This window comes from Roseospira visakhapatnamensis (assembly GCF_014197915.1).
Classification (GTDB): domain Bacteria; phylum Pseudomonadota; class Alphaproteobacteria; order Rhodospirillales; family Rhodospirillaceae; genus Rhodospira; species Rhodospira visakhapatnamensis.
The window spans coordinates 14,554-32,818 of record NZ_JACIGK010000027.1; the positions used below are offsets into that span (position 1 = coordinate 14,554).

Consider the following 18,265-nt stretch of genomic DNA (forward strand, 5'->3'; position numbering starts at 1 on the left):
CCCCGTCAGGAGGACGACATCATGCTAGGTTCGCTGTTCCGCTGGCCGGGTCCCGCGCGGCTGATCCTGACGCTGGCCCTGTTGTCGGGTGCCGGGCTGACGGCGGCGCCCGCCGCCGTGGCCTGCGACGACGTGACCGCGCGTACCCAGGCGGCCTATCAGGCCGGCGATCTGGAGGCCCTGCGCGCCGCCCATGCCGAGGCCGAGGCCACCCCGGCCTGCACCGACGAGACGCTGGCCTGGATCGGCAAGGCCATCATCACCACGGCCCTCAAGACGGTGCAGCAGGACGTGACCGCCGGCGGTTCCCTGGCGACGCATGCCGGGATGTTGCGCGCGACACGGTCGTACGGGCGCGACTGGCGGCTGGAAACCTGGCTGGGGGATATCGCCTTCGAAGGCGGCGACTTCACCGAGGCGGCGCGCGCCTACCAGGAGGCGCTCAACACCCTCAACGACGAGGGCCTGACCCCCCGCGCCCCGGATGTCGGCGTGATCGAGGAGGTCTACAAGAAGGCGGAGATGGCGCGGCTGGCCGCCGACGACTACGTGGGGGCGCCGGTGACCCGCTCGGGCGAGCCCGGCGGACTGGCGGCGACCAGCTATCGCGGCTTCCAGCCGTCGTCCCGTCTGGTGCCGGTGGAGTTCGAGTTCGGCTCCACCCTGGTCACGCCCAAGGGGCTGCGGGCCTTGCGGGAGTTGCGCGACGTGCTGGTGGCCACGGGCGCGCGGTCCGTGACCCTGGTCGGCCATACCGATCCGGTGGGCGGCATGGCGGCCAACGACCGGCTGTCCATGAACCGTGCCCGGGCCGTCGCCGACGTCCTGCTTAACGAGGGCTTCCAGGGCGAAATCCTGATCATTGGCCAGGGCGAGCGGGAGCCGCTGGACTGGATGGCGCCGATGACCCGCCGCCAGTACCACCAGACCCTGCGGCGGGTGGAGGTGCGCCTGTGATGTCCCCCGGGTGGCGTGGCGCGTGGACCGGCGCGGCGGCGCTGGCGGCGGTGTCGCTGGGGGGGCTGCCGGCCGTGTCGTGGGCGGCCACCGACGACGGGGCGCTGCGGGCGCTGGTGGTCGGCATCAACGCCTACAGCGCGATCACGCCGCTGGAGGGCGCGGTGAACGACGCCCGCGCCATCGCCGAGTCCCTGCGGACCGTGGGCGTTTCGGATGTCACCGTGCTGCTGGATCAGGCGGTGTCCCGCGACAGCCTGATGGGCGCCTGGGACGACCTGATCACGCGGTCCCAGCCGGGCGACGTGCTGCTGTTCACCTATGCCGGCCACGGCGGCCAGGAGCCGGAGCGGGTGCCCGGCTCGGAGGAGGACCGGAAGGACGAGAACTTCCTGCTCACCGGCTACAGCGACGCCGCGCCCGACAACCACGAGCGCATCATCGATGACGAGATCAGCGCCCTTTTGCGCCGCGCCCAGGGTCGCACCGTGGTGTTCATCGCCGATTCCTGCCATTCGGGAACCGTGACCCGGGCCTTCGATCCGCGCGCGGCGACACACCGCACCCGCTTCACCAACGTCGGCCCCATCGAGGACGACATGCTGCCGCCGCCGCCGTCGCCGACCGATGCGTCCAACGCCGAGCGGCCGGGGGAGACGGGCGACGCCGGATCGTTGGCGCACGTGCTGTTCGTGGCCGGCGTCGACGAGGACAAGCAGGTCCCCGAGGTGACCATCAAGGGCCGTCAGCACGGGGCGCTCAGCTACAGCGTCGCCCGGGCCCTGATCGGCGAGGGCGATCGCGACGGCGACGGCCGGGTGACGGTGGCCGAGTTCCAGCACTACCTGCGCCAGGGGGTACGCGTGTACACCGATGGGCGCCAGTCCATTCGCCTGGACGTGGGCGCGGACGTGCCGGTGACCCGCTCCCTGGCCAGCGTGGCCGGCGGGGCGGTGCCCGGCATGGGCGGAGATCCGGTCGATGGCGGCGGTTTCGCCCTGGCGCCGGTGCCGGCCGCGCTGCCCACGACGCCCGAACCGGTGGCCCTTCACATCCTCGACGACGGAGGCGTGTCGGACGCCCACCAGGTGATCGACGAGGCGCCGGTCCGGCTGGTGCCGGATCCCTCCGACGCCGATCTGGTGTGGGACCTGGGGGCCGGCGCCCTGGTGTCCAGTCTGGGCGATGTGGTGGCGACCCTGCCGGCGGGACCCGAGGACGAGCGGCGCGCGGCGGCGGCGCGGGTGCTGACCAAATGGGCGCTGATCGAGACTCTCAAGACTTGGCCGGAGTCCAAGCGGCTGATCATGGACCTGTCCCCGGACAACGGCCTGCACCATGTGGGCGATCCGGTGACCCTGAGCGTTTCGGGCCATACGCTGCCCTATCTCGTCCTGTTCAACCTGGATCCCTTCGGCGGCCTCAATCGCGTGTTTCCGGTGCCGGACCTGGGCGACCGCCTGGATGCCCACGCCGATGGTCGCGCGCTCGACCTGTCGATGGAGGTGTACCGGCCCGTCGGCGGCGACCACTTCGTGGCCCTGGCGATAGACCAGCCACCGCTGGCGTTGTATGACGCCCTGGCATCCCTGGACGGACGGCCCGTGGATACCGTCGGGCTGCTCACCGTGCTGCGCCAGGCGGTGGACGGACGCCGCCACGAAATGGGTCTGCATGGGGTGTTCACGGCGGAGGAGTAGGATCCATGGCTGATGGGGAGAACGCATGGGCGTCGTCCTGGTCCGCGCGTTGGCCTGCCGCCCCGTCCTCCGTCCTGTCGGTCCCCAGGTCCGGTTCGCGCCGCCGTCCGTGTGATGGCACCCGGGCCGCGCTTTGCGGCGTCCGGTGACCGGCGCGGGGGTCGCCAGGCGGCTCCCCGGGAGTCGTCCGCGCCCCCGCCACTTCTGTCGCCCGTCCCCGGCCGTCCGTCTGGCACTCCTGAGGGTCCCTGACGGGGACCGATGGACTCCGGGGCCGACCCCCGTTCCAGCCGTTGACGTCGGTCACGCGTTTCGCGTGATGGATGGCGGTCGGGTGGTGTCCGCCAGTGAGGATGGTGGGCACAGCGGTCTTGACGGCGAAATGCAACCCAGTCGGACATCCCCTTTCTTGATCGTCTTGCACTTGCGAGTTACACAGGTCGAGGGCGATCATCGACATCACTGCACGCTGGACGTGCATATTTAGGGGAGGCGCCGTTGACCGAGGAACTGAGCCCGCGTCGAGTGCGTGGTCGTCGAGACATTGCCCTGGAACGCCACGTGGGACGAGAAATGCGGACCTTGCGGGAACGACACGGGATTTCCCGCGAGGACATGGCGCGGCGCATGGGGCTCAGCAGCCATCAGTTGAAGAAACTGGAAGACGCCGCCGTCATCATTCCGGTGGCCCGGTTGCAGGTCGCGGCCGAGGTTCTGGGGGTGTCGGTGGGCGACTTCTTCCCGGACGAGACCCCGGAGGTGGCGCCCCAGGTGGACTCCTCGCCCATGGAGCACCCGCAGACACGCGACCTTATCGAGGCATACTATGCCGCGCCCACGAGCGTGCGGGCCTCCTTCTCGGCGCTGCTGACCAGCCTGGCGCGGCGCTGAGCCCAGCCTCCGCGTCTATGGCCGGGGCGCCCATCATGCCGAGCGCAGGTGGGCGCCGCAGGCGGCGCGGCCCCGTCTTTCCAGATAGCGCTGGTGGTAGTCCTCGGCGGGCCAGAAGGGTCCGGCGGGCTCAAGGATCGTGGCGATGGGGCGGCGGACGCGGCCCGACGCCGCCAGGGCCTGCCTGGAGGCGGCGGCCGCCTCGGCCTGCGCGGCGTCGTGGGTCTGGATCAGGCTGCGGTACTGGCTGCCGATGTCCGGCCCCTGGCGATCCACCTGGGTCGGGTCATGGCATGCCCAGAACACCGCGAGCAGGCCGTCATAGTCCACCACGGACGGGTCGTACTCGACGCGCACCACCTCGGCGTGCCCCGTGGTGCCGGTACAGACCATCTCGTAAGTGGGCTCGGGCCGGTGGCCGCCGGCGTAGCCGACGGTGGTGTCCACCACGCCGTCGGTGTTGCGGAAGGCCAACTCGACCCCCCAGAAGCAACCGGCGCCGAATGTGGCGAAGCGGGTGGTCATGGGCGTGCTCCTCTGCGTGTCCGGGGCGCGCGGATCGGCGGGCTCCGGTCAGGGTCAGGCGACGGCGGCGTAGGCTTGCAGTTCGGCCAGATCCAGCACCTCAAGGGCGCGCTCGTGGGTGGCGTCCAGCACCACCGGCGGCGCCAGCCCGACCTCGAACGCCTCCAGCCAGCGCGAGGCGCACAGGCACCACCGGTCGCCCGGCTGCAAACCCGGGAAGCCGAACTCCGGGCGCGGTCGCAGCAGGTCGTTCCCGCAGCGTCGCGAGAACTCCAGGAACTCCAGCGTCATCACCGCGCACACGGTGTGCGAGCCGTGATCCTCGCGGCAGGTGTTGCACGATCCGTCGCGGAAGAATCCGGTCAACGGACGCAGGGAGCAGGGTTCCAGGGCCTGGCCCAGCACGTTGCGCGGGCTCGTCTGGGGGGTGTCCATGGACAGACGTCCTCCGCCGGATGAAGGGCCGATGCGGGGCCGATTCTTTGGAATGATGTTAAGAAGAGATGTAGCGGCGCGGTGACCGATGTCAATCCCCGGTGCCCGCCCCGGTCTCAGCCCCGCCGTCCGGCGATGTGCCGCCGTCCAGGGTCGCGGCCAACACCCGCTCCACCATGCCCTGACTCAGGTCGCGGGTGATGAACACCAGGCGCGAACGCCGGTCCTCGGCGCCGGTGACCGGGTCCAAGGGCCAGCGGGGCAGCGCCGCCGGGGGATGGAACACGTGCTGGACGCCATGCAGGGCCAGGGGGTGGTCGAGCCCGCGCGCGGCGACGATCCCCTTGATGCGCAGCAGGTCGGTGCCCCGCGAGGCGATCAACAGCTCCAGCCCCGACAGCAGCGCGTCCCAGTCCAAGGGGGTGGTCCAGGTCAGGCAGAAGGCGCGGATGCGGTCGTCATGGCGGTTGGCGTCTTGGTGGTGGTGTTCGTGATCGTGATGCTCATGGTCGTGATCGTGATCATTATCGTGGTGATCATGCTCATGGGCCTGGGGGTCGGCCAGAGCCTCGTCGCGCAGCCAGCCGGCCACGTCCGGGTGCTTGTCCCCAGCCCGGAACAGGCCGCAGTTGAGCAGCCTCGCCGGATCAACACGCCCGTGGTCGGCGCGCAGGCGCGGAGCGCCCGGGTTCAGGCGTGCCAAGCGCTCTTCGAGGGCGGCCACCGCCTCGGCGGGGGCCAGGTCGGTCTTGCTGAGCACCAGACGATCGGCCACGGCCGCCTGTTTCACCGATTCCATCTGGCGGTCGAGGGTATCCGCCCCGGCCACCGCGTCGACCACCGTGACCACGCCGTCCAGCCGGTAGTGGTTGGCGATCAGCGGATCGCTCATCAGGGTGTGCAGGATGGGCGCCGGGTCGGCGAGGCCCGTGGTCTCGATCAGCAGGCGGCGGAACTCCGGGATCTCCTGGCGTACCCGCCTCAGGAACAGGTCGCGCAACGCCGTGACCATGTCGCCGCGCACCGAGCAGCACAGGCAGCCGGAGTTGAGCAGCACCACGTCCTCGCTGACATGGCGCACCAGCAGGTGGTCGATGGCCACGTCCCCGAACTCGTTGACCAGGACGGCGGCGTCGGCCAGGTCGGCATGCTCCAGCAGGTGGTTGAGCAGCGTCGTCTTGCCGCTGCCCAGGAAGCCGGTCAGCACGGTGACGGGCAGGGTGGTCATGACGAGGCGTCCTTGGGGCCGTACAGGGTCTCCGGGTCGGCCTCGGGCGCGGCGATCACCGTCAGGGCCGCGTCGGGCGTCTCGGCTTGCAGGTAGAAGCAGGATCGCCGCCCCGTATGACAGGCCACGCCCACCTGATCGACCAGCAGCAGCAAGGCGTCGCCGTCGCAGTCGAGCCGCAGGGCCTTCAGGGTCTGCACCTGCCCGGAGGTCTCGCCCTTGCGCCAGGGCCGCCCGCGCGAGCGCGAGAAGTAGCAGACCCGGCCGGTCCGCAGGGTCTCGTCCACCGTTTCACGCGTCATCCAGGCCATCATCAGCACCTCGCCGGTGTCGTGCTGCTGGGCGATGGCCGGCACCAGGCCCTCGGCGGTGAAGCGGATGGCGTCGAGGGCGGGGGTGGCGGGGTCCACGTCGGTCATGATCCTGGGGTCCTTCGGAGCAGCGGGGCGGGCCTGGCGCGCGGGGCGCGGACCGCGACGGGGCGGTCGTTCCCACGGTCCGCGCCCCGGCTCGGCGTCACGGTCGTTGAGCCGGCCCGGGGCAGCGGCTACCCTGCACGCATGCACGGGGACGTCAAGGGCCACGGACCCGGCCTGAACCCGCGCGAAGGGAAGAGGGGGCGCTCGTCATGGTCTCGTCGATCGAAACAATCGCGCACCTGCTGGCGCCCATGAAGCCGGAGACCTTCTTCGCCGACTACTTCGGCCGCAAGCCCTGCTACATCCCCGGGCCACCGCACAAGTTCCGGGGCACCATGACGTGGGATGTGCTCGGCGACCTGACCAGCATGACCGGCATCTGGTCGTCCGAATCGCTGATGATGCTGTCCCACACCGAGAAGATTCCCGCGCAGGCGTACTGCGTGCCGGGCGTGGACCGGCGCCAGGCCAACAGCCTCAATCCCGACCCGGAGAAGGTGCTGGCCCTGCTGCGCCAGGGGGCCAGCCTGGTGCTGAACCGCCTGGAGACGCTGACGCCGCCGCTGCGGTCGGTCACGCGGGTGCTGGAGGAGGCGCTCAACGCCCAGACCCAGATCAATCTGTATTGCTCCTGGGAGAACAACAAGGCGTTTCGTCCCCATGAGGACACGCACGATGTCTTCGCGCTGCATTGCGAGGGCGAGAAGGACTGGGTGATCTACGAGGGCAAGGCGGACCTTCCCATCAATCATCCCGATTACAAGCTGACGCGTGAGCAGCGCGAGGCCATCAAGGGCAAGCCCTTGATGCGGGTGACCATGACGCCGGGGGACGTGCTGTACATCCCGCGCGGTCAGCTCCACGACGCCCTGGCGCGCGAGGGCTGCGTTCATCTGGCCTGCGGCACCAGCCGCATGCTGGGGATGGATCTGGTCACCCTGGTGTGGCGCATGGCCCTGGCCGACCCGCTGTTCCGCGCCGACGTGCCGGCCGCCGGCGACGAGCAGGCGGCGTTCCTGGAGCAGGTGGGTGAACGCCTGGCCCGCCTGATGACCAGCGCGCCCGTCCGCGAGGCGGTGGCCGAGTACCAGCACGGCAACCGGGCCGTGCGGGGCGCGTATCGCTTCCCGGTCACGCCGGACGACATGGCCGCCGCGGAGTGATACCAGCGGCGGATGAGTGTGGCACATCCGCCGCTGGGATTATGACGCGTCCCGCGCCGCCATGCGCGCGAAGCCCGCGTCCAGGTCGGCGATCAGGTCGGCCGGATCCTCCAGGCCCACGTGCAGGCGCAGCGACGGCCCGTCGTGCGTCCAGGGGGCGGCGGTGCGGGTGATCGACCGGGTGGTGTCGATCACCAGGCTTTCGTAGCCCCCCCAGCTGAAGCCCATGCGGAACAGCGCCAGGCCGTCCAGGAACGCGGCCATCGCGTCCGGCGACGGCCCCGGCCTCAGCAACACCCCGAACAGGCCGCAGGCGCCCGAGAAGTCGCGCCGCCACAGGGCGTGGCCGGGGTCCTCGGGCAACGCCGGGTGCAGCACGCGGGCCACCTCCGGCCGGCCTTGCAGCCAGCGGGCGACCGCCAGTCCGTTCGCCTGGTGCTGGCGCAGCCGCACCGCCAGCGTCCGCAGGCCCCGAAGGCCGAGATAGGCCTCCTCGGCGCCCACGGAATAGCCCAGTTGCACGGCCGTGGTCTTGACGCGCTCGAACAGGGCGCGGTCCCGCATGGTGACGGTGCCCAGCATGGCGTCGGAATGGCCGACGATGTATTTGGTCGCCGCCTGGATGGACAGGTCCACGCCGTGGTCGAAGGGCCGGAACAGGATCGGGCTGGCCCAGGTGTTGTCCAGCAGCACATGCGCGCCGCCGGCATGGGCGGCGGCGGCCAGGGCGGCCACGTCCTGGGTCTCGAAGGTCAGCGACCCCGGGCTCTCCAGGAACACCACGCGGGTGTTCGGGCGCATCAGCGCCGTGAGGCCCGGCCCGTCAATCTGGGGATCGTAGTACGTCGTTTTGATTCCCATATTGCAAAGCAATGTGTCGCACAGGCTCCGGCTCGGCCAGTACACGGAATCGGTCATGAGCATGTGGTCGCCGGCCTTGAGAAGGGCCATCAGCGCGCCGGTGACCGCCGCCATGCCCGAGCAGACCGACACGCACCAGTGGCCGCCTTCCAGCTCCGCGACGGTTTGGTCCAAGGATTGCGTAGTGGGGGTACCCATGCGGCCATAGTACACGGCGTCAAGCTTATGCGCCTGTTTGGCCGCCATATCGTCCACCGTCGGAAAGGTGATTGTGGACACATGGTACACAGGCGGATTGACGGCCCCGTGATGGTCCGTCGGCCGATGGCCGGCATGAACAATGCGCGTGTCGCGCGCATGGGAAACGGCCTCCGGGCCGACGGTAGGGTCTGTCATGGGGCGTGGGCTCCAGGTTTCGGGTCGGGCGTGATCGCGACGATCCCTCACCATCCTGGATCGCATGCGCCGATGCAATGGGCCGCGACGGGCGGTCCGAGGGCCCGCCCCGGGGCAGACGCCGGGCGGATCCGGACGACGATCGGGGGTCCGGTCGCGCGGGGCTTCCGGGATACACCCGAAGCCTTGCATCAATCGGATAGGAGATGCGCCAAAAGAACGATGGTGTAGGGGTTTTCACCGCCTTATTGAGCACGCCTTCAGTCTAAGGGGGGTCTCGAAGATCTCTCGTACCGCATATGGAACATTGTTTTCTTTATGCCAAAGGACAAGGCAACCCCTGGTATCACGCTCTTTTGCTAGTGTATCCTGGTACCCGATCGCCGTTTCTCGGACCTCTTGGAAGAGGGCCGTCTTTTCTCTGGACAGGGGTGCCTGCTCTTGATAATGTTGCGCTGCAAAATAGATGGAGTCGTGCGGCGCCCGTGGTCCAGCTTGTCCTGGGACGCTTTCTCGACCGTGAGAGCCGGTGGAAAGGTCCTCGAGTCTGTCTTGTCCCTGAACGGAGATCACCCACGATGAGCCATACGCCGACGTCCTACCACGCCTTCAACCTGTTCACCCTGACGATGGAAAGTCGCTATGGGGCGCGGTGGCGTGACAATGTGGCCCCCGAAACCATTGCCGCCATGGCCGACGAGATCGCGCTGGGCTTCGGTGCGGTGGCCGAAACGCCCACCAGCACCCAGTCCGGCGGCAGCGCTCCCACCGTGTGGCGTCTGCCGGACGGCTCGCATGTGCGCACCGGCCACTTCGGCCTGAAGATGGAGCTGGACGAGGAAGAGCAGCGCGCCGTCGGCTGACGCCGCCGCGTCTTCGGGATCCCGTTCTTCGCCCGATGCTGGAGTGTGAGGACGGCCCGCCGACCCTGGTTCAGAGCCGACAGGTCGCCTCCGTCCCCCGAGACCGACAAGGCCCCCAAAAAAGGGGATCCCTTGTCGGTCTCGGTGCGTTTGAGCCTCAGGGGCAATCCTCAGGCGTCCGGGGCCGATGTCACGGGCAGGTCCGGGCGATCGCCCCACTCGGCCCAGGATCCGTCGTAGACGGCGACATCAAGCCGCCCGATCCTGGCGAAGGCCAGGGCCATGTAGCAGGCGGTCACCCCCGACCCGCACGACACGACCAGCGGCCGCCCCGGATCCACGCCGGCCTGGGTCAGCCGGTCCCGGATTTCCTCGTCTCCCGCCAGTTCGTTGTACGGCCCGGTCTGCACCTCGCCGAACGGCAGGTTCAGCGCGCCCGGCATGTGACCGGCGCGAGCCACCGGGCGCGGCTCCGGCGCCTCGCCCCGGAAGCGGGCGGCGGCGCGCACGTCCAGCACCTGCGCCGAGCTCGTGCGCAGATGCCGGACCACCGCCTCGGCATCGGCCAGCAGGGGCGCCTGAACCCGGGGCGTGAAGTGGCGCGGGGACGGATGCGCCGGCCGGTCGTCCAGCGGGCGGCCCTCGGCCCGCCACTTGGGCAGGCCGCCGTCCAGCACCGACACCTCGGCGTGGCCGAACACCCGGAACATCCACCACACCCGCGCCGCCGCGCAGGCGCCGCCCACATGGTCGTAGACCACCACGTGACAGCCGTCGCCCAGCCCCAGGTCGCGCGCGCGCGCCGAGAACACGGCCTCCGACGGCATCATGTGGGGCAGCGCGGTGTCGGGATCGGCGATGGCGTCGATGTCGAAGAACACCGCGCCGGGGATGTGCTCGCGGGCATGGTCGGCGGCCGGGTCGGCGGGGTCGCCGGGCATGTAATGGCGGGCATCGACCACGCGCACGTCCGGCGCGGATAGGTGATCGGCCAGCCAGTCCGTGGTGACCAGGACGCCGGGTTGGGAGACAGGCGGGGACGGGGGCATGAACGGGACTCTCCGGGTCGGAACCGAGTCTGGGATGGAGCGGGAACCGGGGGGACGACGCGGGCGGTGGCGCGGGTGTCGGCGAAAGACTCAGGTGCCCGCCGCCATCCAGGGCGGAAGGGGCAGGTCGTGATTCTTGAGGAAGGTGGCGTTGTAAAGCTTGCTCTGATAACGGGCGCCGCCGTCGCACAGGATGGTGGCCACGGTATGCCCGGGGCCCAGCGCGCGGGCGACGCGCATGGCGGCGGCCACGTTGATCCCGGCCGAGCCACCCAGCACCAGGCCGTCATGCATCACCAGATTGAACAGCACGTCCAGGGCCTGGGCATCGCTGATGCGCAGGGCGTCGTCGATGGGCGCGCCCTCCAGGTTGGCGGTCACCCGGCCCTGACCGATGCCCTCGGTGATGGAGCTGCCCTCGGCGCGGGGCGTGCCCTCGGTGATCCAGGCGTGCAGGCCGGAGCCGTGCGGGTCGGCGAGCACGACGCGAATGGCCGGGTCATGGGCCTTCAGGGCCAGCGCCACCCCGGCCAGGGTGCCGCCGGTGCCCACGGCGCAGGTGAAGGCGTCGAGCCGGCCGCCGGCCTGGCGCAGGATTTCGGGTCCGGTGGTCCGGCGATGGCCCTCGCGGTTGGCCACGTTGTCGAACTGGTTGGCCCAGAAGGCCCCGGGAGTCTCCTCGGCCAGGCGCCGTGACACATGGACGTAGTTGCCCGGGTCCTTGAACGGCTTGGCCGGGACGAGGCGCAGGTCCGCGCCGCACATCCGCAAGGTGTCCTTCTTTTCCTGGCTCTGGGTCTCCGGCATGACGATGAGGGTGCGATAGCCCAACGCGTTGCCCACCAGGGTCAGGCCGATTCCGGTGTTGCCGGCGGTGCCCTCGACGATGGTGCCGCCGGGCGTGAGCAGCCCTCGGGCCTCGCCGTCGCGCACCAGGGCCAGCGCCGCGCGATCCTTGACCGAGCCGCCCGGATTCAGGAACTCCGCCTTGCCGAGAATGGTGCAGCCGGTCTCGGCCGAGGGCCAGGACAGGCGGATCAGGGGCGTGTCGCCGATGGCGGACAGGAAGCCGTCGCGGATGTCCATGGGATCCGGTCTCCGGGGGCGGGAAGCCGCCGGCGGCATCGCCGGGGAGAAGTGAGGACAAATGACGTAGCGCCCAGGCGCGCGCCAATCAAGACGGGATGTGCCGCCCCGGGCCGGTGCCGGTGTGACGCGGCGTTGTCCCGAGCGCCGACAGCCGTCGTCTGGCGATGTGTGAGTCGGGGTTCAATCCAGGGGGGAGACGCCTGGTCGGCGGTCTCCACGAACCCCGCGTGTCCGGGAAGACCTGCCGACCGCGGGCGGAGGAGGGGTCTCCTCCGCCCGCCCTGCGGGTCAGTGCTCGTTTTGCTTGAAGTAGGCCCGGCTGACCGCGAAAACCGTGCCGCTGAGTGCGATGATCGCGATCAGGTTGGGAATCGCCATCATGGCGTTCATGATGTCGGCGATGGTCCAGATCAGGCCAAGCTGGCCCACGGCCCCGACCACAACCGCCAAGACCCAGAGAATCCGGAACGGCAGCACGATCTTCGGGCCGAAGATGAACTGGGCCGCGCGCTCGCCGTAGTAGCTCCATCCCAGGATCGTGGTGAAGGCGAACACCACCAGGCCGATGGTGACAACCCAGTCGCCGCCCGGCAGGCCCGTGTTGAAGGCCAGCGCCGACAGCTCCGCGCCGGTCTTGCCGCTGGTCCAGACGCCGGTGGTGATGATCACCAGGGCCGTCATGGAGCAGACGATGATGGTATCGATGAAGGTGCCGAGCATCGCCACACAGCCCTGGCGCACCGGGTCGTTCGTCTTGGCCGCCGCGTGGGCGATCGGCGCGCTGCCGAGGCCCGCCTCGTTGGAGAACACGCCCCGGGCCACGCCGAAGCGGATGGCCGCCAGAAGGCCCGCGCCGGCGAACCCGCCGGCCGCCGCCGTTCCGGTGAAGGCGTCGGTGACGATCATGGACAGGGCCGCCGGGACCTCGGCGTAGTTGACGATCAGGATGATGGCCGCGCCGATGACATAGAGGATGGCCATCAGGGGCACCAGGTGCTCGGCGACGCGGCCGATGCGCTTGACGCCACCGATGATCACCAGGAAGGTCAGGGCGGCCAGCACCAGGCCCGTGGCGATGACGGGAACCCCGACGGTGCTTTCCAGCGCCTGGGCCACGGAGTTGGACTGCACGGTGTTGCCGATGCCGAAGGCGGCGATGGTGGCGAACAGGGCGAACAGCCAGCCCAGCCAGCCCCAGCCACGGCCCAGCCCGTTGCGGATGTAGTACATCGGGCCGCCCACGTAGCGCCCGTTGACATCGGTTTCGCGGTAGCGGACGGCGAGCACCGCCTCGGCGTACTTGGTGGCCATGCCCACCAGCGCGGTCAGCCACATCCAGAAGACCGCGCCGGGTCCGCCCAGGTAGATGGCCGTCGCCACGCCGGCGATGTTGCCGGTGCCGATGGTGGCCGACAGCGCCGTCGTAAGCGCCTGGAACGGCGTGATTTCCCCCTCGTGGCCGGCGTCGACCTTGCGGCCGCCGAGCATGAGCCGGAAGCCGTAGAACAGCTTCCGTTGTGGGAGGAAGCCAAGGCCGATGGTGACGTAAAGGCCGGTTCCGAACAGGAGAACCAGCATGAGGGGTCCCCAGACGACGCCGCTCACGTCGCCCAGAAAGGATGAGAAAGCTTCCATGTGAGACGAACCTCCCGTTCAACGGCCGCCGCCGATGTTCTGCTAAAGCGATAACCCAATTTGGGTACGGGGTATTGCGGAAGAGTCCTTGTCTACAGGTCACGCCCACCCCATCGCAACCCCCCGTCGCAACCCTTGAGGCGGGGTGGCGGCGCCCTTGGCGCGACAAAGACCGCGTGATGATCGCCCGCGCGCCGCCGGGACCGAGGCAGGCCCGACCGCCGGTCTCGGGCGGTCGGTGACACGACTGTGGTCGAGTCGGCGCGACGGCCATGGGGCGAGTCGGTCGCCAAGGGTGCGGAGACCGAGGGGGAGCGGGGGACCGGCGCGCCCGAACAGCGGCCGGCCGGCGGTGTCACCGCCGCGTGTCCGGGGCTTGTCCCTGCGATAGACCCGGGGCTAGGGTGACGGCATCCATGTTCCCTCCCCCCTGACGGAGCCACCCCGCGCATGACCGCCCCCACGTCCGAGCGCATCGTCATCACCTACCACGTCACCGGCGAGGCGTCCGCCATCGATGCCCGCGCCCAGGGCATCGCCGTCGAGCAGAGCGTGGAGATGCCCCTGGAAGCCGTCACCGACGCGCGGGTGACACGCGACATCGTGGGCCAGGTTCGCGGTGTGCGCGACCTGGGCGAGGGCCTGTTCGAGGTCAAGGTGGGGCTGGCGGTGGAGACGACGGGGCTGGAGGCAGGCCAACTGGTCAACATGATCTACGGTAATACCTCCATCAATCCGGACACCGTCCTGGTGGACGCCGTGTTCCCCCAGGCGATCCTGGACGCCTTCGGCGGGCCCCGCCAGGGCATCGCCGGCCTGCGCGCCCGCGTGGGCGTGACCGACCGGCCGCTGACCTGTTCGGCCCTGAAGCCCCAGGGCCTGCCGATCCCCGGCCTGGCCGATCTGGCGGCGCGGTTCACGCGCGGCGGCGTGGACTACATCAAGGACGACCATGGCATCGCCGATCAGGCGTACAGTCCCTTCGATGCGCGGGTCCCGGCCATCGCCGCCGCCGTGCGGGCGGCTCGGACCGAGACCGGCCACCCCACCCGCTACATCCCCAGCCTGACCGGCAACCTGGATGAGTTGCGGTCCCGGATTCGCCTCGCGCGAGACGAGGGCCTGGATTCGGTGATGATTCAGCCCATGATCGCCGGCTTTCCCACCGTCCACACCCTGGTGCGGGAAAATCCGGACATGGCCTTTTTCAGCCACCCGACCATGACCGGGGCGCAGCGCATCGGCGCGCCGTTCCTGCACGGCACCCTGTTCCGCCTGCTGGGCGCCGACGCGGTGATCTATACCAACCACGGCGGCCGCTTCCCGTTGCCCAAGGACACCTGCCTGGACCTGGGCCGGCGCGCCACCCGCGCCTGGGGCGGCCTGAAGCCGTCCATGCCGGTGCCGGCGGGCGGTATGACGCCCGACCGGGTGCCGGAGATGATCGACTGCTACGGCAACGACGTGATGCTGCTGATCGGCGGTGGCCTGCTACTGGCCGGCGAGCGGCTGGTCGAGGAAACCCGGGCGTTCCAGGACCATGTGGCCCGGCTGGCGGGCGCGGTCTCGGCCCGGGCCGTGGCGGAGTAGGCCCCCATGACCGATACGCCCACGCCCGGCCTGCGCAGGCCCTCGGCGCCGTTCCGCTGGGAGGGCGTGGACGTCCTCGCCTACAAGGAAGAGGGCGGCGCGCCGTTCAAGGCGGTCTCCCGGCAGGTGCTGTTCGCCGAGCCCGTGTTGTCCTGCGAACTGCGCTACTTCGAATGCGACCCCGGCGGCCACACCACCCTGGAACGCCACGAGCACGCCCACGCGGTGATGCTGTTCCGGGGTGGCGGCCTGTGCCTGCTGGGCGACAGGGTGCGCCGGGTCGCGGTGCCCGATCTGGTGCTGATCCCGCCCATGACCTGGCACCAGTTCCGCGCCGGGGCCGACGATCCTCTCGGCTTCCTGTGCATGGTGAACGCGGACCGTGACCGGCCGCGCCTGCCGACCGAGGCCGATCTGGCCGCGTTGCGCGCGCTGGGGCCGCGCGTGGCGGCCTTCCTGGACGGTGACCTGGCCGGCGCCGATGGGCGCGACGACGCTCTTGCGGAGGATCGGGGCTGATGGAGAGCGTCGGCCGGCTCAACGATCCGGCCACGACGGTGCTCGTCGAGCGCCGGGAGTCCGCCTTTCGCGGCTACTTCCACATCGACCGCTATGTGCTGCGCCACGCCTTGTTCGGTGGCGGCATGATGGAACGGCCCATCACCCGCGAACTGCTGGAACGGGGGCACGCGGTGGCGGTGCTGCCCTACGATCCGGTGCGCGACGTCGTGGTGCTGATCGAGCAGTTCCGCATCGGCGCCCTGGCGGCGGACATGGGGCCGTGGCTGCTGGAGGTGGTGGCCGGCATCATCGACGAGGGGGAGACGGCCGAGGCCGTGGCCGTCCGCGAGACCCGGGAGGAAAGCGGCTGCCGGGTCACGATGCTGGAGCCGGTGGCCCGCTGGCTGTCGTCGCCGGGCTGCACCTCGGAGACGGTGGCGTTGTTCGTGGGCCGGGTGGACGCGGGCGCGGTGTCGGGTGTTCACGGCCTGCCCGACGAGGGCGAGGACATCCGCCCCCTGGTGGTGTCCGCCGACGCGTTCCTGGATTTGTTGGCCGAGGGGCGCCTGGACAACGCCACCATCCTCATCGCCGCCCAGTGGCTGGCGCTCCACCGCGCGCGCCTGCGGGCGCGATGGCTGGCGGCGTGACGCGACACTCGACCCTGGCCGCGCGCCGGTCACGGGGACACGCCGCGACGCGGGTCCCGCTGGCCTCGATCAGCCCGGCGGCGTCTCGCGCAGGCCCATCGCCAGGTTCCGATTGATCGAAATCAGGATGGTCAGATCCTCGGGATCGTGGTCGCGCATGGCCTTTGTGGTCTGCTGGTCAACGAAGATGCTCAGGCTCATGATGTTGGCCTTGATCTCGTTGGGCAGCTTGTTGGCGGGGTCGGTGATGTCCGCCTGCATGATGGTCCAGAGCAGGTGATTGAACCGCAACGCCTGCTTGAACAGGACGCGGTCGGCGGAGTTTTTCTGGGCGTCATCCATCATTTGGGCGGCTTTGCCGAAGGCCATCGCCTCGACTTCCCGGGGCGTCATGTTCTGGCGCTGCGCCGACTGATACGCCTTGACCTGTTCCTTGATCATTCCTCGAGATCTCCGATTCGTAATCGATGAGCTTCTTGCAGATCTTCAACGCCTTGTAGTGATCGCCCTCAATGATCCTTCTGGACATTTCGACCGACAGATCAACGCCACGCTCATCGACCGACATGTCAAGGATATGCCGCAGTAACGGGAAATAAAAATCATGAAACGTCGGTTGGTTTGACGGATCAAGATACATACTCAAGATCATGTAATAAATTTGTTTTGCTGGCGTGTCGGCGTCTTCCTTTCGCAGGATGTCTTTCTCACGAACCACAGGCACTCTATTGTGGATCACCAATTCAGCCTTGCCATGTCCATTAGAAATGACGGCTGTACCAACGATGATCTTCTCATTCGGTTTCAGGGTCAGCTTTAAAGGCATCGTGACGCACCGAGGTTTACATTGTCTTACCACACCGATGCGCCACGCTTCCGTCACGCCGGCGTGATCGCGGGAGTCCGCGTCATGCCGGGCGATCATCGGGAGCCGTGCCGCACCGATCGCGATGTCGTGGATCACGATACGGCAAGTCTCCCGGGCTTGTCCTGCCGATTCGGCTCGCCCTGCCCATCCCTCGCCGCCCCGGCGGCGGGGATCACCGACGGCGGCGTGCCGTCTCGCGCGCCGGTCCGGGTGACCGTGGTCAGACCTCGATATTGGTGAACGGGCCGCGATAGATGCTCTGCATGATGGTCTTGTACCGCGTGATCTCACCGGCCGACTGCGACAGGCTTTGTTCGACGGCTTCGAACTGACGCCGGGTCTCGTCCTCGATCTCCTCCACTTCCTTCTGTTGCTTGGCGAAGATCTCGGCGAGATCCGTATCGACGCTGCTCAGATCCCGCTGAACCCGGTCCACCAGCGGTGTCACCTCGATATCGATCTGCTTGAGCTGGAAGGACACTTGGTTCAGGTAGCGGTCGGCGTCGCGCACCGCCTGACGCATGCCCTCGAAGTCGGTGAAGTCGTCGTAGTACCAGGCCGGCATGATGCCCAGGCCGCCCTTCTGCACGGTGCCCGTGAAGGGGGTCGTGCCATCCAGGTCGAACTGGATGGAGCCATCGTCCGACACCACCAGATTCTGGACTCGCGTCCCGTTGTGGGTGATCGTCCCCTCCAGTTCCTCGCCGCCGGGTTCGTCCACGGCCTGCATCACGTTGGCCGACGGCTCGTTCTGGTAGGACAGGCCCTCGGAGGCCCCGGTGCCGATGAGGTTGAAGCTGGAGCCGAGGTACAGCCCCTGGAACGTCGCGTCGACTCCGAACTGGCTCACCTGCACCACCTGTGCCGGGGGTTCCAGCGTCTCGGGGTCGACGCGGCCAACCAGGTTGTAGGTCTGGGAATAGCGATCGGCGATGCTGTTGATCTCTTTGAGACGCGCGTTGAACTGCTCGACGTAATACCCCCGGTTGTCGGGATTGTCTTCCGCCCTGTTGATGAACGACCGCATCTCCAGCAGGATGCTTCGCACGTCCGAGACCTGCTGTTCGCCGTTGCTCACGGCGGTCTGCACCGCCGTCAGGTCCCGCTGACGGCCGGTCAGGGTGCCCCGCTCGGCCTGAAGGGATTGGGTGTCGGCCGCGTAACTCTCGGTGATGGCGTCGGTTTTCTTGCGCATGTCGGTGTACATGCGCTCGGCGATGCGCAGCGTGTTCAACTGCGTCGAGGACGACGCCAACAGGCTGCTCGCCCCGCCGCTGCTCAGTGCATTCACCATGGTCTATCCCTCGCTCGGTTTTCTACCGCAGCGCGCCATGCGGACGGCCGCAGGGACTGATACATTTGGAGGCTACCACGGATCGCGTCGACAGGAAACAGACCCGGAATAGCCTCGTCCGATTTCGTGGCCCGGTCCCTTCGGTGCCCGG

At 69.0% G+C, this 18,265-nt stretch carries 19 protein-coding genes; 8 read left to right on the forward strand and 11 right to left on the reverse strand.

Going from position 1 to position 18,265, the window contains the following annotated elements; translation table 11 throughout:
* Nucleotides 1-21: 21 nt before the first annotated feature.
* The 3 genes from GGD89_RS15315 (at nucleotide 22) to GGD89_RS15325 (ending at nucleotide 3,548) form a co-directional block, all read left to right on the forward strand.
* Complete coding sequence (locus tag GGD89_RS15315) at nucleotides 22-957, forward strand: OmpA family protein (RefSeq protein ID WP_184046853.1); 936 nt, start codon at nucleotides 22-24, stop codon at nucleotides 955-957.
* Complete coding sequence (locus tag GGD89_RS15320; RefSeq protein ID WP_184046855.1) at nucleotides 957-2,657, forward strand: caspase family protein; 1,701 nt, start codon at nucleotides 957-959, stop codon at nucleotides 2,655-2,657. Before GGD89_RS15315 ends, GGD89_RS15320 begins: the two co-directional genes overlap by 1 nt.
* Nucleotides 2,658-3,230: 573 nt before the next feature.
* On the forward strand, nucleotides 3,231-3,548 hold the full coding sequence (locus GGD89_RS15325; RefSeq protein WP_281396735.1) for a helix-turn-helix domain-containing protein: 318 nt from the start codon (nucleotides 3,231-3,233) through the stop codon (nucleotides 3,546-3,548).
* A 33-nt stretch (nucleotides 3,549-3,581) separates the two neighbouring features.
* On the opposite strand, the gene msrA is transcribed toward GGD89_RS15325, so the two are convergent.
* From msrA to hisI, 4 genes are all read right to left on the reverse strand, one after another.
* Nucleotides 3,582-4,073 (reverse strand): peptide-methionine (S)-S-oxide reductase MsrA, encoded by a 492-nt coding sequence (msrA, locus tag GGD89_RS15330; RefSeq protein WP_184046859.1) that lies wholly within the window; start codon nucleotides 4,071-4,073, stop codon nucleotides 3,582-3,584.
* Between the two features lie 54 nt (nucleotides 4,074-4,127).
* A complete protein-coding gene (locus GGD89_RS15335; protein WP_184046861.1) occupies nucleotides 4,128-4,508 on the reverse strand; it encodes a DUF2237 family protein in 381 nt (126 codons plus the stop codon).
* 91 nt (nucleotides 4,509-4,599) lie between these two features.
* Nucleotides 4,600-5,736, reverse strand: coding sequence for a CobW family GTP-binding protein (locus GGD89_RS15340; RefSeq protein WP_184046863.1), 1,137 nt, complete (start codon nucleotides 5,734-5,736; stop codon nucleotides 4,600-4,602).
* Nucleotides 5,733-6,155 carry a phosphoribosyl-AMP cyclohydrolase gene (gene hisI, locus GGD89_RS15345; protein ID WP_184046865.1) on the reverse strand — a complete coding sequence of 141 codons (423 nt, stop codon included), beginning with the start codon at nucleotides 6,153-6,155 and terminating at the stop codon, nucleotides 5,733-5,735. Before hisI ends, GGD89_RS15340 begins: the two co-directional genes overlap by 4 nt.
* Before the next feature lie 209 nt (nucleotides 6,156-6,364).
* Here hisI and GGD89_RS15350 point away from each other — a divergent pair, with 209 nt between their 5' ends.
* Nucleotides 6,365-7,318 carry a JmjC domain-containing protein gene (locus GGD89_RS15350; protein WP_184046867.1) on the forward strand — a complete coding sequence of 318 codons (954 nt, stop codon included), beginning with the start codon at nucleotides 6,365-6,367 and terminating at the stop codon, nucleotides 7,316-7,318.
* A gap of 39 nt (nucleotides 7,319-7,357) precedes the next feature.
* Here the strand turns inward: GGD89_RS15350 and metC are convergent, their stop codons facing one another.
* The gene (metC, locus tag GGD89_RS15355; protein ID WP_184046869.1) at nucleotides 7,358-8,575 is read right to left on the reverse strand and encodes a cystathionine beta-lyase; all 1,218 of its coding nucleotides are present in this window, start codon (nucleotides 8,573-8,575) and stop codon (nucleotides 7,358-7,360) included.
* A 578-nt stretch (nucleotides 8,576-9,153) separates the two neighbouring features.
* Between metC and GGD89_RS15360 the strand changes: the two genes are divergently transcribed.
* A complete protein-coding gene (locus GGD89_RS15360; RefSeq protein ID WP_184046871.1) occupies nucleotides 9,154-9,438 on the forward strand; it encodes a hypothetical protein in 285 nt (94 codons plus the stop codon).
* A gap of 170 nt (nucleotides 9,439-9,608) precedes the next feature.
* Here GGD89_RS15360 and sseA read toward each other — a convergent pair whose 3' ends face one another.
* The 3 genes from sseA to GGD89_RS15375 all read right to left on the reverse strand — a co-directional run bounded on the left by sseA (nucleotide 9,609) and on the right by GGD89_RS15375 (nucleotide 13,211).
* On the reverse strand, nucleotides 9,609-10,487 hold the full coding sequence (gene sseA, locus GGD89_RS15365) for a 3-mercaptopyruvate sulfurtransferase (protein ID WP_184046873.1): 879 nt from the start codon (nucleotides 10,485-10,487) through the stop codon (nucleotides 9,609-9,611).
* A gap of 90 nt (nucleotides 10,488-10,577) precedes the next feature.
* A complete protein-coding gene (locus GGD89_RS15370; protein ID WP_184046875.1) occupies nucleotides 10,578-11,573 on the reverse strand; it encodes a cysteine synthase A in 996 nt (331 codons plus the stop codon).
* A gap of 291 nt (nucleotides 11,574-11,864) precedes the next feature.
* Nucleotides 11,865-13,211, reverse strand: a complete 1,347-nt coding sequence (locus tag GGD89_RS15375) for an alanine/glycine:cation symporter family protein (RefSeq protein WP_184046877.1) — start codon at nucleotides 13,209-13,211, stop codon at nucleotides 11,865-11,867.
* 450 nt (nucleotides 13,212-13,661) lie between these two features.
* Between GGD89_RS15375 and GGD89_RS15380 the strand changes: the two genes are divergently transcribed.
* Genes GGD89_RS15380 through GGD89_RS15390 form a run of 3 tightly spaced genes read left to right on the forward strand, consistent with a single transcriptional unit; the run spans nucleotide 13,662 to nucleotide 15,952 of the window.
* Entirely contained in the window at nucleotides 13,662-14,801 is a 1,140-nt protein-coding gene (locus GGD89_RS15380) for a RuBisCO large subunit C-terminal-like domain-containing protein (protein WP_184046879.1), read from the forward strand.
* A gap of 6 nt (nucleotides 14,802-14,807) precedes the next feature.
* Nucleotides 14,808-15,320: a cupin domain-containing protein gene (locus tag GGD89_RS15385; protein WP_184046881.1), complete on the forward strand. Its 513-nt coding sequence runs from the start codon at nucleotides 14,808-14,810 to the stop codon at nucleotides 15,318-15,320.
* Entirely contained in the window at nucleotides 15,320-15,952 is a 633-nt protein-coding gene (locus tag GGD89_RS15390; RefSeq protein ID WP_184046883.1) for an NUDIX domain-containing protein, read from the forward strand. Before GGD89_RS15385 ends, GGD89_RS15390 begins: the two co-directional genes overlap by 1 nt.
* Nucleotides 15,953-16,021: 69 nt before the next feature.
* Here GGD89_RS15390 and GGD89_RS15395 read toward each other — a convergent pair whose 3' ends face one another.
* The 3 genes from GGD89_RS15395 to GGD89_RS15405 form a co-directional block, all read right to left on the reverse strand.
* Nucleotides 16,022-16,321, reverse strand: a complete 300-nt coding sequence (locus GGD89_RS15395; RefSeq protein WP_281396733.1) for a flagellar biosynthesis regulator FlaF — start codon at nucleotides 16,319-16,321, stop codon at nucleotides 16,022-16,024.
* Nucleotides 16,287-16,916: a flagellar biosynthesis repressor FlbT gene (locus tag GGD89_RS15400; protein ID WP_343058621.1), complete on the reverse strand. Its 630-nt coding sequence runs from the start codon at nucleotides 16,914-16,916 to the stop codon at nucleotides 16,287-16,289. Before GGD89_RS15400 ends, GGD89_RS15395 begins: the two co-directional genes overlap by 35 nt.
* Nucleotides 16,917-17,040: 124 nt before the next feature.
* Nucleotides 17,041-18,114: a hypothetical protein gene (locus GGD89_RS15405; RefSeq protein WP_184046887.1), complete on the reverse strand. Its 1,074-nt coding sequence runs from the start codon at nucleotides 18,112-18,114 to the stop codon at nucleotides 17,041-17,043.
* Nucleotides 18,115-18,265: the final 151 nt, after the last annotated feature.

What these genes read in the sequence shown, in the direction of transcription:
- GGD89_RS15315 (WP_184046853.1), top strand. Translation starts at nt 22, where the DNA reads ATGCTAGGTTCGCTGTTCCGCTGGCCGGGTCCCGCGCGGCTGATCCTG.
- GGD89_RS15320 (WP_184046855.1), top strand. Translation starts at nt 957, where the DNA reads ATGTCCCCCGGGTGGCGTGGCGCGTGGACCGGCGCGGCGGCGCTGGCG.
- GGD89_RS15325 (WP_281396735.1), top strand. Translation starts at nt 3,231, where the DNA reads ATGCGGACCTTGCGGGAACGACACGGGATTTCCCGCGAGGACATGGCG.
- msrA (WP_184046859.1), bottom strand. Translation starts at nt 4,073, where the DNA reads ATGACCACCCGCTTCGCCACATTCGGCGCCGGTTGCTTCTGGGGGGTC.
- GGD89_RS15335 (WP_184046861.1), bottom strand. Translation starts at nt 4,508, where the DNA reads ATGGACACCCCCCAGACGAGCCCGCGCAACGTGCTGGGCCAGGCCCTG.
- GGD89_RS15340 (WP_184046863.1), bottom strand. Translation starts at nt 5,736, where the DNA reads ATGACCACCCTGCCCGTCACCGTGCTGACCGGCTTCCTGGGCAGCGGC.
- hisI (WP_184046865.1), bottom strand. Translation starts at nt 6,155, where the DNA reads ATGACCGACGTGGACCCCGCCACCCCCGCCCTCGACGCCATCCGCTTC.
- GGD89_RS15350 (WP_184046867.1), top strand. Translation starts at nt 6,365, where the DNA reads ATGGTCTCGTCGATCGAAACAATCGCGCACCTGCTGGCGCCCATGAAG.
- metC (WP_184046869.1), bottom strand. Translation starts at nt 8,575, where the DNA reads ATGACAGACCCTACCGTCGGCCCGGAGGCCGTTTCCCATGCGCGCGAC.
- GGD89_RS15360 (WP_184046871.1), top strand. Translation starts at nt 9,154, where the DNA reads ATGAGCCATACGCCGACGTCCTACCACGCCTTCAACCTGTTCACCCTG.
- sseA (WP_184046873.1), bottom strand. Translation starts at nt 10,487, where the DNA reads ATGCCCCCGTCCCCGCCTGTCTCCCAACCCGGCGTCCTGGTCACCACG.
- GGD89_RS15370 (WP_184046875.1), bottom strand. Translation starts at nt 11,573, where the DNA reads ATGGACATCCGCGACGGCTTCCTGTCCGCCATCGGCGACACGCCCCTG.
- GGD89_RS15375 (WP_184046877.1), bottom strand. Translation starts at nt 13,211, where the DNA reads ATGGAAGCTTTCTCATCCTTTCTGGGCGACGTGAGCGGCGTCGTCTGG.
- GGD89_RS15380 (WP_184046879.1), top strand. Translation starts at nt 13,662, where the DNA reads ATGACCGCCCCCACGTCCGAGCGCATCGTCATCACCTACCACGTCACC.
- GGD89_RS15385 (WP_184046881.1), top strand. Translation starts at nt 14,808, where the DNA reads ATGACCGATACGCCCACGCCCGGCCTGCGCAGGCCCTCGGCGCCGTTC.
- GGD89_RS15390 (WP_184046883.1), top strand. Translation starts at nt 15,320, where the DNA reads ATGGAGAGCGTCGGCCGGCTCAACGATCCGGCCACGACGGTGCTCGTC.
- GGD89_RS15395 (WP_281396733.1), bottom strand. Translation starts at nt 16,321, where the DNA reads ATGGCCTTCGGCAAAGCCGCCCAAATGATGGATGACGCCCAGAAAAAC.
- GGD89_RS15405 (WP_184046887.1), bottom strand. Translation starts at nt 18,114, where the DNA reads ATGGTGAATGCACTGAGCAGCGGCGGGGCGAGCAGCCTGTTGGCGTCG.